This is a genomic window from Streptomyces sp. NPDC048473, assembly GCF_043200155.1.
GTDB lineage: Bacteria > Actinomycetota > Actinomycetes > Streptomycetales > Streptomycetaceae > Streptomyces.
This window is the reverse complement of the sequence record NZ_JBICXE010000025.1, coordinates 14645-28733: the sequence shown is the minus strand read 5'-3', so window position 1 is coordinate 28733 and position 14089 is coordinate 14645. Positions and strand designations below refer to the sequence as shown.

General features: G+C 69.8%; 16 protein-coding genes. 4 read left to right on the top strand and 12 right to left on the bottom strand.

Features of this window, described 5'->3' with window-relative positions; translation table 11 throughout:
- Window positions 1-166: 166 nt before the first annotated feature.
- Window positions 167-562: a DUF4440 domain-containing protein gene (locus ACGFU7_RS31425; RefSeq protein ID WP_393700281.1), complete on the top strand. Its 396-nt coding sequence runs from the start codon at window positions 167-169 to the stop codon at window positions 560-562.
- 6 nt (window positions 563-568) lie between these two features.
- Here the strand turns inward: ACGFU7_RS31425 and ACGFU7_RS31420 are convergent, their stop codons facing one another.
- The gene (locus tag ACGFU7_RS31420) at window positions 569-1354 is read right to left on the bottom strand and encodes an ABC transporter ATP-binding protein (RefSeq protein ID WP_393700435.1); all 786 of its coding nucleotides are present in this window, start codon (window positions 1352-1354) and stop codon (window positions 569-571) included.
- Between the two features lie 83 nt (window positions 1355-1437).
- The gene (locus ACGFU7_RS31415) at window positions 1438-2307 is read right to left on the bottom strand and encodes an aldo/keto reductase (protein WP_393700279.1); all 870 of its coding nucleotides are present in this window, start codon (window positions 2305-2307) and stop codon (window positions 1438-1440) included.
- A 113-nt stretch (window positions 2308-2420) separates the two neighbouring features.
- On the opposite strand from ACGFU7_RS31415, the gene ACGFU7_RS31410 reads away from it, so the two are divergent.
- From ACGFU7_RS31410 to ACGFU7_RS31400, 3 genes are all read left to right on the top strand, one after another.
- Window positions 2421-3422, top strand: a complete 1002-nt coding sequence (locus tag ACGFU7_RS31410) for a ketopantoate reductase family protein (protein ID WP_393700278.1) — start codon at window positions 2421-2423, stop codon at window positions 3420-3422.
- Window positions 3423-3490: 68 nt separating this feature from the next.
- The gene (locus ACGFU7_RS31405; RefSeq protein WP_393700277.1) at window positions 3491-4075 is read left to right on the top strand and encodes a TIGR03086 family metal-binding protein; all 585 of its coding nucleotides are present in this window, start codon (window positions 3491-3493) and stop codon (window positions 4073-4075) included.
- 68 nt (window positions 4076-4143) lie between these two features.
- Window positions 4144-4776 (top strand): DsbA family protein, encoded by a 633-nt coding sequence (locus ACGFU7_RS31400; RefSeq protein WP_393700276.1) that lies wholly within the window; start codon window positions 4144-4146, stop codon window positions 4774-4776.
- 27 nt (window positions 4777-4803) lie between these two features.
- Here ACGFU7_RS31400 and ACGFU7_RS31395 read toward each other — a convergent pair whose 3' ends face one another.
- The 10 genes from ACGFU7_RS31395 to ACGFU7_RS31350 all read right to left on the bottom strand — a co-directional run bounded on the left by ACGFU7_RS31395 (window position 4804) and on the right by ACGFU7_RS31350 (window position 14057).
- Window positions 4804-5556 (bottom strand): sirohydrochlorin chelatase, encoded by a 753-nt coding sequence (locus ACGFU7_RS31395; protein ID WP_393700274.1) that lies wholly within the window; start codon window positions 5554-5556, stop codon window positions 4804-4806.
- Window positions 5557-5564: 8 nt separating this feature from the next.
- Window positions 5565-6443 carry an ABC transporter permease gene (locus ACGFU7_RS31390; protein ID WP_393700272.1) on the bottom strand — a complete coding sequence of 293 codons (879 nt, stop codon included), beginning with the start codon at window positions 6441-6443 and terminating at the stop codon, window positions 5565-5567.
- Window positions 6430-7218, bottom strand: a complete 789-nt coding sequence (locus ACGFU7_RS31385) for an ABC transporter ATP-binding protein (RefSeq protein WP_393700270.1) — start codon at window positions 7216-7218, stop codon at window positions 6430-6432. Before ACGFU7_RS31385 ends, ACGFU7_RS31390 begins: the two co-directional genes overlap by 14 nt.
- 47 nt (window positions 7219-7265) lie before the next feature.
- Window positions 7266-8381, bottom strand: a complete 1116-nt coding sequence (locus ACGFU7_RS31380; RefSeq protein WP_393700268.1) for an aliphatic sulfonate ABC transporter substrate-binding protein — start codon at window positions 8379-8381, stop codon at window positions 7266-7268.
- Between the two features lie 243 nt (window positions 8382-8624).
- Entirely contained in the window at window positions 8625-9968 is a 1344-nt protein-coding gene (locus ACGFU7_RS31375) for a sulfate adenylyltransferase subunit 1 (RefSeq protein WP_393700266.1), read from the bottom strand.
- Window position 9969: 1 nt separating this feature from the next.
- A complete protein-coding gene (gene cysD / locus ACGFU7_RS31370; RefSeq protein WP_393700264.1) occupies window positions 9970-10905 on the bottom strand; it encodes a sulfate adenylyltransferase subunit CysD in 936 nt (311 codons plus the stop codon).
- The gene (gene cysC / locus ACGFU7_RS31365; protein ID WP_078878713.1) at window positions 10902-11471 is read right to left on the bottom strand and encodes an adenylyl-sulfate kinase; all 570 of its coding nucleotides are present in this window, start codon (window positions 11469-11471) and stop codon (window positions 10902-10904) included. The genes cysD and cysC overlap by 4 nt, the downstream gene beginning before the upstream one ends.
- Window positions 11471-12187 carry a phosphoadenylyl-sulfate reductase gene (locus ACGFU7_RS31360; protein ID WP_393700262.1) on the bottom strand — a complete coding sequence of 239 codons (717 nt, stop codon included), beginning with the start codon at window positions 12185-12187 and terminating at the stop codon, window positions 11471-11473. The genes cysC and ACGFU7_RS31360 overlap by 1 nt, the downstream gene beginning before the upstream one ends.
- On the bottom strand, window positions 12184-12363 hold the full coding sequence (locus ACGFU7_RS31355) for a hypothetical protein (RefSeq protein ID WP_393700260.1): 180 nt from the start codon (window positions 12361-12363) through the stop codon (window positions 12184-12186). Before ACGFU7_RS31355 ends, ACGFU7_RS31360 begins: the two co-directional genes overlap by 4 nt.
- Window positions 12360-14057: a nitrite/sulfite reductase gene (locus ACGFU7_RS31350; RefSeq protein ID WP_393700258.1), complete on the bottom strand. Its 1698-nt coding sequence runs from the start codon at window positions 14055-14057 to the stop codon at window positions 12360-12362. The genes ACGFU7_RS31355 and ACGFU7_RS31350 overlap by 4 nt, the downstream gene beginning before the upstream one ends.
- Window positions 14058-14089: the final 32 nt, after the last annotated feature.

Genomic DNA, 14089 nt, shown 5'->3' with positions numbered 1-14089 from the left:
CGCCGCGCCCTCCCCCACGGGGCGCGGCGGCCGCACTGCGTGGACGGATCGTCCTATGGTGTGCCCATGACGATGTACGCGGCGCTGTTGTGCGGGATCAAAACACCGTGGTCAAGCTGATGGAGATGACGGCGCCCACGGAGACCACACACGACGGAGCCCGCACGTGAGCGAACCGTCCCCCGGCGTGGCCGCAGCGGTGGAGGGCGAGCTCCGCCTCTTCGACCCGGTGGTACGCGCCTCCGCCGAACTCCTCGCCCAGGTGCTGCACCCCGAGTACCGCGAGATCGACTCCGCAGGCCGGGTCTGGGACCGTGACACGCTCATCGCCTCGCTCACCGCCGAGGACGCCCCGCGCCCCGGCCCGCTCACTGCGTCCCGGATGCGCGGAGTCCAGCTGGACGACGAATTCGTCCACCTCACCTACGACACCGAGACGAAAGGGCACCTCGCCCACCGCAGTTCGCTGTGGCGGCTCACCGACGCGGGCTGGGTGCTCTACTTCCACCAGGCCACGCCGTTCGCCTTCGCCGCGGACGGCGGGCTCGACGCCGACGGCTGAGCCCGTTCAGCGACGGGTGACGCGCTGCGCCCGCGCCGTCCACCGGCCGTCCGTACGGGAGATCCGCACCGGATGTCCGAAGCAGTCGCTGACCTGATCGGTGGTCAGCACCTCGTCGGCCGGACCCGATGCCACACACCGTCCGCCCCGCAGCAGCATCGCATGCGTGGTGGAGGCGGGCAGCTCCTCCAGATGGTGCGTGACCAGGACCGTCGCCAGCTCCGGATGCTCCTCGCGCAGCGTGTCCAGACTGTCGAGCAACTGCTCACGGGCGGCAAGATCAAGACCCGTGGCCGGCTCGTCGAGCAGCAGCAGCCGCGGTTGCGGCATCAGGGCGCGGGCGATGAGCGTACGGCCCCGCTCACCCTGCGAGAGCGCGGGCCAGCGCGATTCGGTCTTGCCGCCCATGCCGAGCATCTTCAGCAGCCGTTCCGCCTGCGCTCGCTGCTCCTGGCTCGCGGGCCAGCGCGGCACCGGCTCGACCGAGTTGGTCAGACCGGTCAGCACCACCTCATGCACCGACAGCGGCGAACGCAGCGGATGGCGCGGATTGACATGCCCGAGCAGCGACCGCAGCTCCCGCAGATCGACCCGGCCGAGGGTGCGCCCCAGCACCTCGACCGAGCCCCTGGTGGGGTGGTTGACCGCGCCGAGCAGCCCCAGCAGCGTGCTCTTCCCGGCCCCGTTCGCACCGAGCAGGGCCCAGTGCTCACCGCTGCGCACGGTCAGGGAGACCGAGTCGAGCAGGACATTGCCGTCCCGTACGAGCGAGACACCGTCGGCCCGGATCACCGGGACGGCGGCAGGGGAACCGGAGGTACCGGCCGGCGCGGGAACAGTGGCGGTGGTACGTGTGCTCACGTGCGGGTACTCCTTCATACGGGTGCGAGCGCTTCCAGGCGGCTCACGTCCTGGGCGGACAGCCGGATCTCCCGAGCCCCCAGGTTCTCCGTCAGATGGACGGGCGAACCGGTGCCCGGAGTCGGGCACAGCACGGGGGAGCGGTGCAGCAGCCAGGCGAGGGCGATCTGCCCGCGGGTGGCACCGTGCCGATCGGCGACACCGGTCAGCGCCGCGGCCGCCTCGCCGGTCAGAGCGCCATTGGCCAGCGGGAACCAGGGCAGAAATGCCAGGCCGTGGGCCTCGCACACCGTCAGTACCGCGTCCGACGAACGGTCGAGGAGATTGAAGCGGTTCTGCACCGACGCGATCCCGGTCAGGGAGAGAGCCTGCTCCAGCTGATCGGCGGTGAGGGTGTCCAGACCGATGTACCGGATCTTACCCTCCTGCCTCAGCGCATCCAGAGTGCCCAGCTGGTCGGCCATGGGTACGTCCGGGTCCAGCCGGTGCAGCTGGTAGAGGTCGATCCGGTCCGTCCGCAGCCGCCGCAGACTGGCCTCGCACATCGCCCGCAGCTGCTCGGGACGGCCCGCGATGTGCCAGGCGCTGTCGCTGGTGCGCACCACACCGCCCTTGGTCGCGATCACCAGATCCTCGCGATACGGGTGGAGGGCCTCGGCCACCAGTTCCTCGGCCAGCCCGGGGCCGTAGTTGTCGGCGGTGTCGATGAGCGTGACACCCCGTTCGACGGCCGCCCGCAGCACGGCCACGGCATCCTGCCGCTCCCCGCGCGGCCCCCAGTATCCGGGGCCGGTGAGCTGGGCGGTGCCGTAACCGAGACGGCGTACGGGCAGTTCGCCGCCGAGCAGGAACACATCATCGAGGGGGTGTGACGTGGAAGACATAACGGGAACAGTAGAGGCAATCGGCGCCACGATTACTCGCCCTATGCTGAGGAGTTGCCGGCCCTTCGGGAAATCGGCGTTCTCACCTGTGAGGCTGCGGAACGGGAGCCGGGATGCGCTACATCATCGTCGGGGCGGGCGCCGTCGGCGGCGCCATCGGGGGACGGCTGTCCGAGGCCGGCCACGATGTCGTACTCGTCGCACGAGGCGCGCAGTACGAGGCGCTGCGCACCGGCGGGCTGCGGCTCGTCACACCCGACGGGCCCCGCACCCACCCGCTCCCCGTCGTCGACCGGCCCGAGGCGCTCGACCTGACCGCGGACGACGTACTCGTACTCGCCGTGAAGACGCAGGACAGCACGGCCGCCCTCGACGCCTGGAGCGTCCGGCCCGTCGCGGGCGGCTCCACGGCGAGCGAGCGGCTGCCGCTGATCTGCGCGCAGAACGGGGTGGAGAGCGAACGCCTCGCACTGCGCCGCTTCCGGCACGTGTACGGCATGTGCGTCTGGCTGCCCGCCACCTTCGTCGAACCCGGCGAGGTCTCCGCCTCCGGAACGCCGCTGACCGGCATCCTGCATCTGGGCTGCTACCCCACCGGGACCGACGAGACGGTCCGGCTGATCGCCGCCGACCTGGAGAAGTCGAAGATGCTCGCCCCGGTCGTGCCGGACGTGATGCGCTGGAAGTACGGCAAGCTGCTCTCCAACCTCGCCAACGCGATCGAGGCCGTCACCGGCCCGCTCACCGAACAGGACGCGTTCGATCTGTTCAAGCGGGCACTCGCGGAGGGCCAGGCCGTGCTCGCGGCCGCCGGGATCGATCCGGTCGGCCAGGAGGAACAGGCCGAGACCCGGGCCGGCAGGATCCGCTTCGAGCCGTTCGACGGGTCCCCGCGCGGCGCCGGTTCGTCCTGGCAGAGCCTCAGCCGGGGTACGGGCACGATCGAGGCCGACTACCTCAACGGCGAGATCGTGCTCCTCGGCCGCCTGCACGGCGTACCCACACCGGTCAACGACGTACTGCGGCGCACCGCGAACACCTTCGCGCTTCAGCGCCGGGAGCCCGGCTCGATGTCCGTGGCCGAACTGGCCGCACTCGTCGACGCCGCCGCCTGAAGCGGCCGGACCGTCCGTCGTCGCCTTTTTTCAATACTGCGGCGGGGATCTGTCCTAGCGTGGGGCGCATGAAGAACGAGCACGCTCATATGACCGAATGCGCTGCCGAGGCGGCCCGTATCGCCCGCTCCATCAGCACCGAACAGCTCGACCTGCCCACCACACCTTGCGGCGAATGGGACCTGCGCGGACTCATCAACCACTGGGTGCTCTACACCTCCTACGGCCTGGAGCACCGCGCCCTGCGCAAGGACCTCCCCGACGAGCTCACCACCCGCGACTTCACCGCCGACGCCGACTGGGCGCAGAAGTACGCGGCGCAGCTGGACCGTGCCGTCGCCGCCTGGTCGGACCCGGCGGTCTGGGAGGGCGAGATCGACCTCGGGGGTTCGACCTCCCCGGCCTCCGAGATCGCCGAGATGCTCATCGAGGAGACGGCCCTGCATACCTGGGACGTGGCCCGCGCCGTTGGAGAGGAGCTCCGGCTCTCCGACGAGGCGGCCGCCTATGTCCTCGATGTCGTCGACAAAACCGCCGCGCTCTACCGGCAGTACGACGGCTTTGCCGACGAGGTGACGTTGCCCGCATCGGCTTCGGTGCTCGAACGGGTGCTGGCCCACAGCGGACGCGACCCGCACTGGACCGCGGCCTGAAAGTGGCCCAGTTGATCGGACGGTGAATGGCCCGGGTCGGTACGCCAATACCTGGCTAGGCTCGACGCATGACCACTCACCGCACCCCGGACACGGGCAGGACCGCTGTCGACTTCTACTTCGACCCGGCCTGCCCGTTCGCCTGGATCACCTCCCGCTGGATGCTGGAGGTGGAGCAGCAGCGCGACATCGAGCTCCGCTTCCACGTCATGAGCCTCTACCTGCACAACATCGGCAATGAACTCCCCGACTGGTACCGGGAACTGGTCGACAAGTCGATCGGCCCGGTGCGGGTCGCGGTCGCGGCGGCCGCCGCCCACGGTGATGCCGTGCTCCGCGATCTCTACACCGCGATGGGCAGCCGCATCCACCGGCAGAAGAACGAGGACTTCGACGAGGTGATCGCCCAGTCCCTCGCCCAGCTCGGGCTGCCCGCCGCGCTCGGTGCCGCCGCGCACTCGCAGACGTACGACGAGGCACTGCGGCTCAGCCACGACGCCGGCAAGGATCCGGAGGCGGACGCCTATGTCGGGACGCCCACGATCCATGTCGACGGCTCGGTCTGGTTCGGGCCGGTTCTGCGGGCCGTACCGCGTGGCGAGGACGCGGCGCGGATCTTCGACAGCTTCCGGGTACTTGCCGGGACTCCGGACCTCTTCGAACTCAAGCGGACCCGCACGGGCAGCCTGGATGTGGGCTGAGGAACGCAGGCCTCCACACGTCGAGCTCTACGCGCTGAGCGACGCCGGCCGTGCGAGCGGGACGCGGGCCTCGTCGTACCGGGTCAGCAGCAGCCGCGCCAACTCCGGTGACGCGCCCAGGACATCGGCCAGCACGTCCGCCCCGGCCGCGCCCGCGGCGATACGGTCCGGGAGCCGGCCGGGTGCGATGACGTAAGGGGCCACCGCCACCCGCCGGACACCCTCGGCCCGCAGGGCCCGTACCGCGTCCTCGGTGCGAGGGAGGGATGCGGAGGCGAACGCAGGCCGCACGGCGCACCAACCGGTGTGCCGCAGCTCCCGCGCGATTTCAGCGATCACTGCGATCGCCTCCGGGTCTGTGGAGCCCGCCGAGGCCAGGACGAGCCCGGTCGAGCCGCGGTCACCGGGACGGATTCCGGCTTCGTACAGCCGCCGTTCCAGCGCCGAGTTCAGCAGGGGTGACGGGCCGAGCACCTCGGCCTGCCGGATGCGCAGCCGAGGCAGTCCGGTCCGGGCCTCGTGCAGCACCGAGGGGATGTCGGACTTGGCGTGGAAGGCCCGGGTGAGCAGCAGGGGGAGCGCGATGACGTCCCCCGCACCCTGGGCCGCCAGCCGTTCCAGCACCCGCGGTACCGAGGGCGCGTTGAAGTCCAGGAAACCGGTCTCCACGCGCAGCCCCGGCCGCAGCGACCGTACCCGCGCGGTCAGCGCGTGCACGGTCGCCGCGTGCCGCGGGTCGCGGCTGCCGTGGGCGATGACGAGGAGGACCGGGGCGGACATGGCGTGGCTCAGTTCTTGACGAGGAGACCGCGGCTGCGCAGCACCCACCGCTCCAGCGGACTGAAGATCAGCAGGTCGATCGCGATGCCGACGAACAGGATCAGGATGATGGCGAGGAAGATGCCGGGCATGTCCGCGTTGTTGCGGCCGTTCTCCAGCAACTGGCCGAGCCCCAGCCCGAGATCGGGGGAGGACGCGATGATCTCGGCGGCCATCAGCGAGCGCCAGGAGAACGCCCAGCCCTGCTTGAGGCCGGCCAGATAGCCGGGCAATGCGGCCGGGAGCACGATGTGCCAGGTCCCGCGCAGCCCGGTCGCGCCGAGCGTACGACCCGCCCTGAGGAACAGCGGCGGCACCTGGTCGACGCCGGAGACCAGCCCGTTGGCGACCGAGGGGACGGCGCCCAGCAGGATCACGGCGTACATCATCTTGTCGTTCAGCCCGAGCCAGATCACGGCCGGTGCCACCCAGGCGACCGACGGCAGGGACTGCAGCCCGGACAGGATCGGGCCTATCGCGGCCCGTACGAACTTCACCCGGGCGACCAGCAGACCCAGCGGCGTACCGATGGCCACGGCCAGCAGAAAGCCGAGCAGACCGCGCGAGATGCTGGTCCAGACGACCTCCAGGAGCGTCCCCTGCAGCCACATGTCGGACGCGCTGTGCCACACCGCGGCCGGTGAGGGCAGCTTGTAGTCGTCGGTGACCTGGGCCTCGACGAGCAGCTGCCAGACGATGATCACCAGCGCCACCGCGAGTACCGGCGGCAGCACCTTGCTCAGCAGCACCTCGCGCACCGGGGTGCGGCGCACCTGCACGGCGTCCAGCGCGTCGAGCCCGGCCTCCAGACCGGCCAGATCGTCGGGCTTCGTGTCAGTGCTGGCCATGACGGCGGATCTCCCCACGCAGTTGTTCGGTGATCTCGACGGACAGCTCCGCGACCGCGGTGTCCTCGATACGGCGCGGCTGCTCGATCTCGACCGTCCACTCGCGGGCGATCCGGCCGGGGCGGGACGACAGCAGGACGACCCGCTCGGCGAGCCGCACCGCTTCGCGCACATTGTGTGTGACGAAGAGGACCGAGACGTTCGTCTCGCGCCAGATCCGGGTCAGCTCGTCGTGCAGCACATCCCGGGTAATGGCGTCGAGAGCGGCGAACGGCTCGTCCATCAGCAGCAGTTGACTGTCCTGGGCGAGGGCCCGGGCCATTGCCACCCGCTGTCGCATACCGCCCGAGAGTTCATGCACACGCTTCTGGTACGCCCCGCCCAGACGTACGAGTTCGAGCAGCCGTTCCGCTTCCGTGCGGCGCTCCGACTTGGGTACGCCGCGCAGCCGCAGCGCGAGTTCGATGTTCTTGCCCGCGGTCAGCCACGGGAACAGGGCATGCTCCTGGAACATCAGGGCCGGCCGCCCGCCGGGGGTCTCGATGGACCCCGCGGTCGGGCGGTCGAGTCCGGCCACCAGGTTGAGCAGCGTCGACTTTCCGCACCCGGAGGCTCCCAGGAGGGTGACGAACTCGCCCGGTGCGACATCGAGCGTGATGTCGTCCAGGACGAGCTGCTGCCCCTGCGGTCCGCCGAAGGACTTGGAGACATGTGCGATACGGGCGGCGTGCCCGACCGCTGTACGGTCCTCGGCCTTGGTGAGGGTGGTCGCCATGGTCGTCACCTCCTGGGAATCCTGGGTTCGGGTGCGGGGCCGGTCGCTTACTTGACGCCGAGACCGGCGTCGGCGACCTCGGGCTTGCCCGCGGCCTTCAGGACCTTGTTCAGCGGCTTCAGGTCGTAGATGCCGTTCAGGTCCGGCTTCTCCAGCAGACCGGCCTTCACCGCGTGCTCGGCCTGCGCGTCCAGCGTGGCGGCCAGCGGGTCATCGGTGATCTGGATCGACTTCCACGCCGGGTCGAGGATCTCGGCGGGCAGCGCCTTGCCGGTCAGCTTCTCGAGCGCGGCGTTGGCGGAGGCCTTCGCCTTGTCCGGGTTGGCGTTGATCCACGCGTTGGTCTTCACCGAGCCGCGCAGCACCGCCTCGACGACGTCCGGGTGCTCGCTGAGGAACTTCTGCGACACGATGATGTTCGTGATCACGAACTTCTTGTCCGGCCACAGATTCGACTCGTTGAGCAGCTCCTTGGCGCCCTCGGCGACCAGCTTCGACGCGGTGGGCTCGGGGACCCAGGCGCCGTCGATGGAACCGGACTTGTAGGCGTCCGGGGTCACCTTGTTGTCCGTACGGACCACGGAGACGTCGCCCTTGCCGCTCTGGGCGTCGACCTTCCAGCCCTTCTCGGAGATCCAGTTGAGGAAGGCCACGTCCTGCGTGTTGCCGAGCTGCGGGGTGGCGATCTTCTTGCCCTTGAGGTCGTCCAGGGTCTTGATCTTCTTCGGGTTGACGACCAGCTTCACCCCACCGGAGGCGGAACCGCCGATGATCCGCAGGCTCTTGCCCTTGGACTTGGTGAAGCCGTTGATGGAGGGCGACGGGCCGATGAAGCCGATGTCGATCGAGTCGGCGTTGAGCGCCTCGATCTCGGAAGGACCCGCGTTGAACTGCGAGGTCTTGAGCCGGGTGCCGCCCAGTTCCTTCTGGAAGAGCCCCTCCTGGTCGCCGACCAGCGCGGTGGCGTGCGTGAGGTTGGGGAAGTAGCCGATCCGCACGGTGTCCGTGGAGAGCTTCTTCGCGTCGGCGGCGACGTCCGACTTCTTGGAGCCGTCGTCCTTCGACTCGGAGCCGTAGCCGCAGGCGGTGAGTGCGACGGCGAGCAGCGGCAGGGCGGCGGCAGCGGCGATGCTGCGGCGGAGCGTGGTACGGGGGGCAGGCACGGGAGGCTTTCCTCTCGTTGGCCCGGTGCTCGCATCCCTCGGATCTACGGGGACGCGGCCGGGAAGTCGGCAGGTCTTCGTCTGAACTGGCTGTGCAGGCGGTGCGGTTGGTGCAAGCGGGCGCGCAGGCAGTGCGCGTACGTCATCGCGCACATCGCGCAACCCCGCCCTGGCCGCTGCCGAGGGTGCCGCTGCCGACGCGGCCGCCCTCCTTCGCGAACGTGGAGTAGATGTCGATACTCATCAGAAGTCCCATTCGGCGTCGTCGGTGGCCGCGGCCTCGGGCTCGGTCGCGGCGGCGAACGAGGCACCCGCCATGCCGGCCGTCAGCGTGGTGCCGTCCGCCGGGTCGATCAGGAGGAAGGAGCCGGTGCGCCGGGAGTCCGCGTAGGCGTCGAGCGCCAGCGGTTCGGCGGTACGGACGACGACCCGGCCGATGTCGTTGGCGACGAGCCGGCCGGGTGCCGGGTGCTGGGAGAGGTCGTCCAGCGTCAGCCGGGACGGGATGTCCTTGACGATCGCCTTGACCGTGCGGGTGGTGTGCTTGAGCAGCACCCGCTGGCCGACGGCGAGCGGCTGATCCGCGACGTGGCAGACGGTCGCCTCGACGTCCTGAGTGACGGCCGGTGCGTCGTCGGCCGGTGCGATCAGGTCACCGCGCGAGACGTCGATGTCGTCGGCCAGCCGGATCGTCACCGACTGGGGTGCCCAGGCGATGTCCACGCTCTCCCCGAGCGCGTCGATCGCGGCGATCGTCGACGTACGGCCGGACGGAAGGACGGTGACGGTCTCGCCGACGCGGAAGGCACCGGCGGCGATCTGGCCCGCGTAGCCCCGGTAGTCGGGGTGTTCGGCGGTCTGCGGCCGGATCACGTACTGGACGGGGAAGCGGGCGTGGCAGGCGGTGAGGTCATGGCTGACCGGCACCGTCTCCAGGTGCTCCAGGACCGTCGGGCCGCCGTACCAGTCCATGTGCGCGGACGGCTCCACGACGTTGTCACCGGCCAGCGCGGAGATCGGGATCGCGGTGATCTCCGGGACGCCGAGGGACGCGGCGTACGCGGTGAACTCCTCGGCGATGGCGGCGAACACGGGCTCCGCGTAGTCGACCAGGTCCATCTTGTTGACGGCGAGGACCACGTGCGGCACCCGCAGCAGCGCGGCGACGGCGGCGTGCCGGCGGGTCTGCTCGACGACACCGTTGCGGGCGTCGACCAGGACGACGGCCAGCTCGGCCGTCGAGGCGCCCGTCACCATGTTCCGGGTGTACTGCACATGCCCCGGGGTGTCGGCCAGGATGAACCGGCGGCGCGGCGTCGCGAAGTAGCGGTAGGCGACATCGATGGTGATGCCTTGCTCGCGCTCGGCCCGCAGCCCGTCCGTCAGCAGCGCCAGGTCGGGCGCCTCCTGGCCCCGGCTGCGCGAGGCGTGCTCGACGGCCTCCAGCTGGTCGGTGAGGATCGACTTGGAGTCGTGCAGAAGACGTCCCACGAGGGTGGACTTGCCGTCGTCGACGGACCCCGCGGTGGCGAACCGCAGCAGGGTGGTGGTCGACAACTGCTCTGTGTGCTGGGTGAGTGTGGTCATCTTAGAAGTACCCCTCGCGCTTACGGTCTTCCATCGCGGCCTCGGACATCTTGTCGTCGGCACGCGTCGCGCCCCGCTCGGTGAGCCGGGAGGCGGCGATCTCGGTGATGACGGCGTCCAGCGTCGTCGCATCCGAGTCGACGGCGCCGGTGCACGACATGTCGCCGACCGTGCGGTAGCGCACCTGCCGGGTCTCGACCTGCTCGCCCTCCTTGGGGCCGCCCCAGTCGCCCGCGGTCAGCCACATGCCGGAGCGGTTGAAGACCTCGCGCTCATGGGCGAAGTAGATCTCCGGAAGCTCGATGCCCTCACGCGCGATGTACTGCCAGACGTCCAGCTCGGTCCAGTTGGAGATCGGGAAGACCCGGACGTGCTCACCGGGGGCATGCCGGCCGTTGTACAGCTGCCACAGCTCGGGGCGCTGGCGGCGCGGGTCCCACTGGGAGAACTCGTCGCGCAGCGAGAAGACCCGCTCCTTGGCGCGCGCCTTCTCCTCGTCACGGCGCCCGCCGCCGAACACGGCGTCGAAGCGGTGCTGCTGGATCGCCTCGGTCAGCGGTACGGTCTGCAGCGGGTTTCGGGTGCCGTCCGGGCGCTCGCGGAGCTTCCCGGCGTCGATGTACTCCTGTACGGAGGCGACATGGAGCCGCAGCCCGTGCTCGGCGACGGTGCGGTCGCGGTACTCCAGGACCTCGGGGAAGTTGTGCCCGGTGTCGACGTGCAGCAGCGTGAACGGCACCGGCGCGGGCGCGAACGCCTTGAGCGCCAGATGCAGCATCACGATGGAGTCCTTGCCGCCGGAGAAGAGGATCACCGGCCGCTCGAACTCGCCCGCCACCTCGCGGAAGATGTGTACGGCCTCGGACTCGAGGGAGTCCAGGTGGCTGAGTGCGTACGGATTGCCGGTGCCTTCCGACACAGTCGCGACGGTCGTCACGCTGCACCCCTCTCGCTCAGCAGCGCATACAGCTCCGCCGCGGACTCCTGCACGGTCTGCTGGTGCGACTCGATCCGCAGATCCGGCGACTCGGGCGCCTCGTAAGGGTCGTCGACCCCGGTGAGCCCGCTGATCTCGCCGGCCGCCTGCTTGGCGTAAAGACCCTTCACATCGCGTACGGAGCACACCTCGACCGGAGTCGCGACATGCACCTCCAGATACGCGGTGCCTTCGGCCTGGTGCCGCTTGCGTACCGCGTCCCGGCTGTCCGCGTACGGGGCGATGACCGGGACCAGCACCTTCACGCCGTTGGCCGCCAGCAGCTCGGCGACGAAGCCGATCCGCTGGACGTTGGTGTGGCGGTCCTCGCGGGAGAAGCCGAGACCCGCGGAGAGGAACTCCCGGATCTCGTCGCCGTCGAGCACTTCCACGCGGTGGCCCTCGCCGCGCAGCCGCCCGGCGAGTTCGTACGCGATGGTGGTCTTGCCCGCGCTCGGCAGACCGGTCAGCCAGATGGTGGCTCCCGTCTCCGTCACGCTCATCGAAGTCTCCTGATCAGTCGTCATCAGTCGTGCAGCCCGCACTCGGTCTTGCCCCGGCCGGCCCAGCGTCCGGCGCGTGCGTCCTCGCCCTCCAGCACCCGGCGGGTGCAGGGCGCGCAGCCCACGGAGGCATAACCGTCCATCAGTAGCGGGTTGGTGAGAACGCCGTGCTCCGCCACGTACGCATCCACGTCGTCCTGCGTCCAGCGGGCGATCGGCGAGATCTTCACCTTCTGCCGCTTCTCGTCCCAGCCGACGACCGGGGTGTTCGCCCGGGTGGGGGACTCGTCGCGGCGCAGCCCGGTCGCCCAGGCCGCGTACGAAGTCAGGCCCTCCTCAAGGGGCTTGACCTTGCGCAGCTTGCAGCACAGGTCGGGGTCGCGGTCGTGCAGTTCCGGTCCGTACTCGGCGTCCTGCTCGGCCACGGACCGGCGCGGGGTCAGCGTGATGACGTTGACGTCCATCACGGCCTCGACCGCGTCGCGGGTGCCGATCGTCTCGGGGAAGTGGTAGCCGGTGTCGAGGAAGACCACGTCCACACCCGGGAAGGCGCGGGAGGCGAGGTGCGCCACGACCGCGTCCTCCATCGAGGAGGTGACGCAGAACCGCTTGCCGAAGGTGTCGGCGGCCCACTGGAGGATCTCCGGTGCGGAGGCGTTCTCCAGCTCCCGGCCCGCGCGCTCGGCCAGCTCCCTGAGCTCATGCGAGGTGACTTCTTCGGTCTGCAGAGTGTCCGTCATATCCCGTCCCCATCACCGTCGTTGCGCTGCAGCCCCCGGGCCAGCAGACCCAGGAACTTCAGCTGGAACGCGCGGTTGCAGGAGGCACATTCCCAGGCCCCGTGCCCGGTCTCATTGGGCCGGAGGTCCTCGTCGCCGCAGTACGGGCAGTGGAACGGCGCGGCTCGCTCGCTCACGACAGGGCCTCCTCGGAGGCGCGGGACGCCCAGGTGGCGAACCGCTCGCCGTCCTCGCGCTCCGCCTGGAAGCGCCCCAGCACCCGCTCGACGTAGTCGGGCAGTTCGGCCGAAGTGACCTTCAGGCCACGGACCTTGCGCCCGAAGCCGGCGTCCAGGCCGAGTGCGCCGCCCAGGTGCACCTGGAAGCCCTCGACCTGATTGCCGTCCTTGTCCAGCATCAGCTGGCCCTTGAGACCGATGTCCGCGACCTGGATTCGAGCGCAGGCATTGGGGCAGCCGTTGATGTTGATGGTGATCGGCTCGTCGAACTCCGGGATGCGCCGCTCCAGTTCGTCGATCAGCGAGGCGCCGCGCGCCTTCGTCTCGACGATGGCGAGCTTGCAGAACTCGATGCCGGTGCAGGCCATCGTTCCGCGCCGGAACGGCGACGGCGTGACCCGCAGATCGAGTGCCTCCAGGCCTGCGACGAGCGACTCGACCCGGTCCTCCGTGACATCGAGCACGATCATTTTCTGCTCGGCGGTGGTACGGAGCCGGCCCGAGCCGTGCGCGTCGGCAAGCTCGGCGATCTTCGTGAGAGTTGCGCCGTCCACGCGTCCCACGCGCGGGGCGAAGCCGACGTAGAAGCGGCCGTCCTTCTGCTTGTGCACGCCGAGGTGGTCGCGCCAGGTCCCCTTCGGCTGCTCGGGCGCCGGACCGTCGACCAGCTTCCGCTGGAGGTACTCGTCCTCAAGGATCTGCCGGAACTTCTCCGCGCCCCAGTCGGCGACCAGGAACTTCAGCCGGGCGCGGGTGCGCAGCCGGCGGTAGCCGTAGTCGCGGAAGATGCCGATGACGCCGCCGTAGACGTCGGGCACTTCATCGAGCGGCACCCAGGCGCCGAGCCGCACGCCCAGCTTGGGATTGGTGGAGAGTCCGCCACCGACCCAGAGGTCGAAGCCGGGGCCGTGCTCGGGGTGGTCGACGCCGACGAACGCGATGTCGTTGATCTCGTGCGCGACATCGAGCTGCGGGGAGCCGGAGATGGCGGACTTGAACTTGCGGGGCAGGTTGGAGAAGTCGGGGTTGCCGATGAACCGCCGCTGGATCTCGTCGATGGCGGACGAGCCGTCGATGATCTCGTTCTCCGCGATGCCGGCCACCGGGGAGCCGAGGATCACGCGGGGCGTGTCACCGCAGGCCTCGGTGGTGGAGAGGCCGACGGCCTCCAGCTTCTCCCAGATCGCCGGTACGTCCTCGATCCGGATCCAGTGGTACTGGACGTTCTGCCGGTCGGTGAGGTCCGCGGTGCCGCGCGCGTACTCCTGCGAGATCTCGCCGATGACCCGCAGCTGCCCGGTGGTCAGCCGGCCGCCGTCGATCCGGACCCGCAGCATGAAGTACTTGTCGTCCAGCTCCTCCGGCTCCAGGATCGCGGTCTTGCCGCCGTCGATCCCGGGCTTGCGCTGGGTGTACAGGCCCCACCAGCGCATGCGTCCACGGAGGTCGTTGGGGTCGATCGAGTCGAAACCGCGCTTGGAATAGATCGTCTCAATGCGTGTCCGCACATTGAGACCGTCGTCGTCCTTCTTGAACTGCTCATTGCCGTTGAGCGGAGTGTGGTGCCCCACGGCCCACTGGCCCTCGCCACGGTGGCGTCCGGCCTTGCGGCGGGGCGTGGTGGTCGCAGGCTGTTCCGGGGTAGCGGCCATGACAGTACGTCCTTCGGGACTGCAGGAGGGCG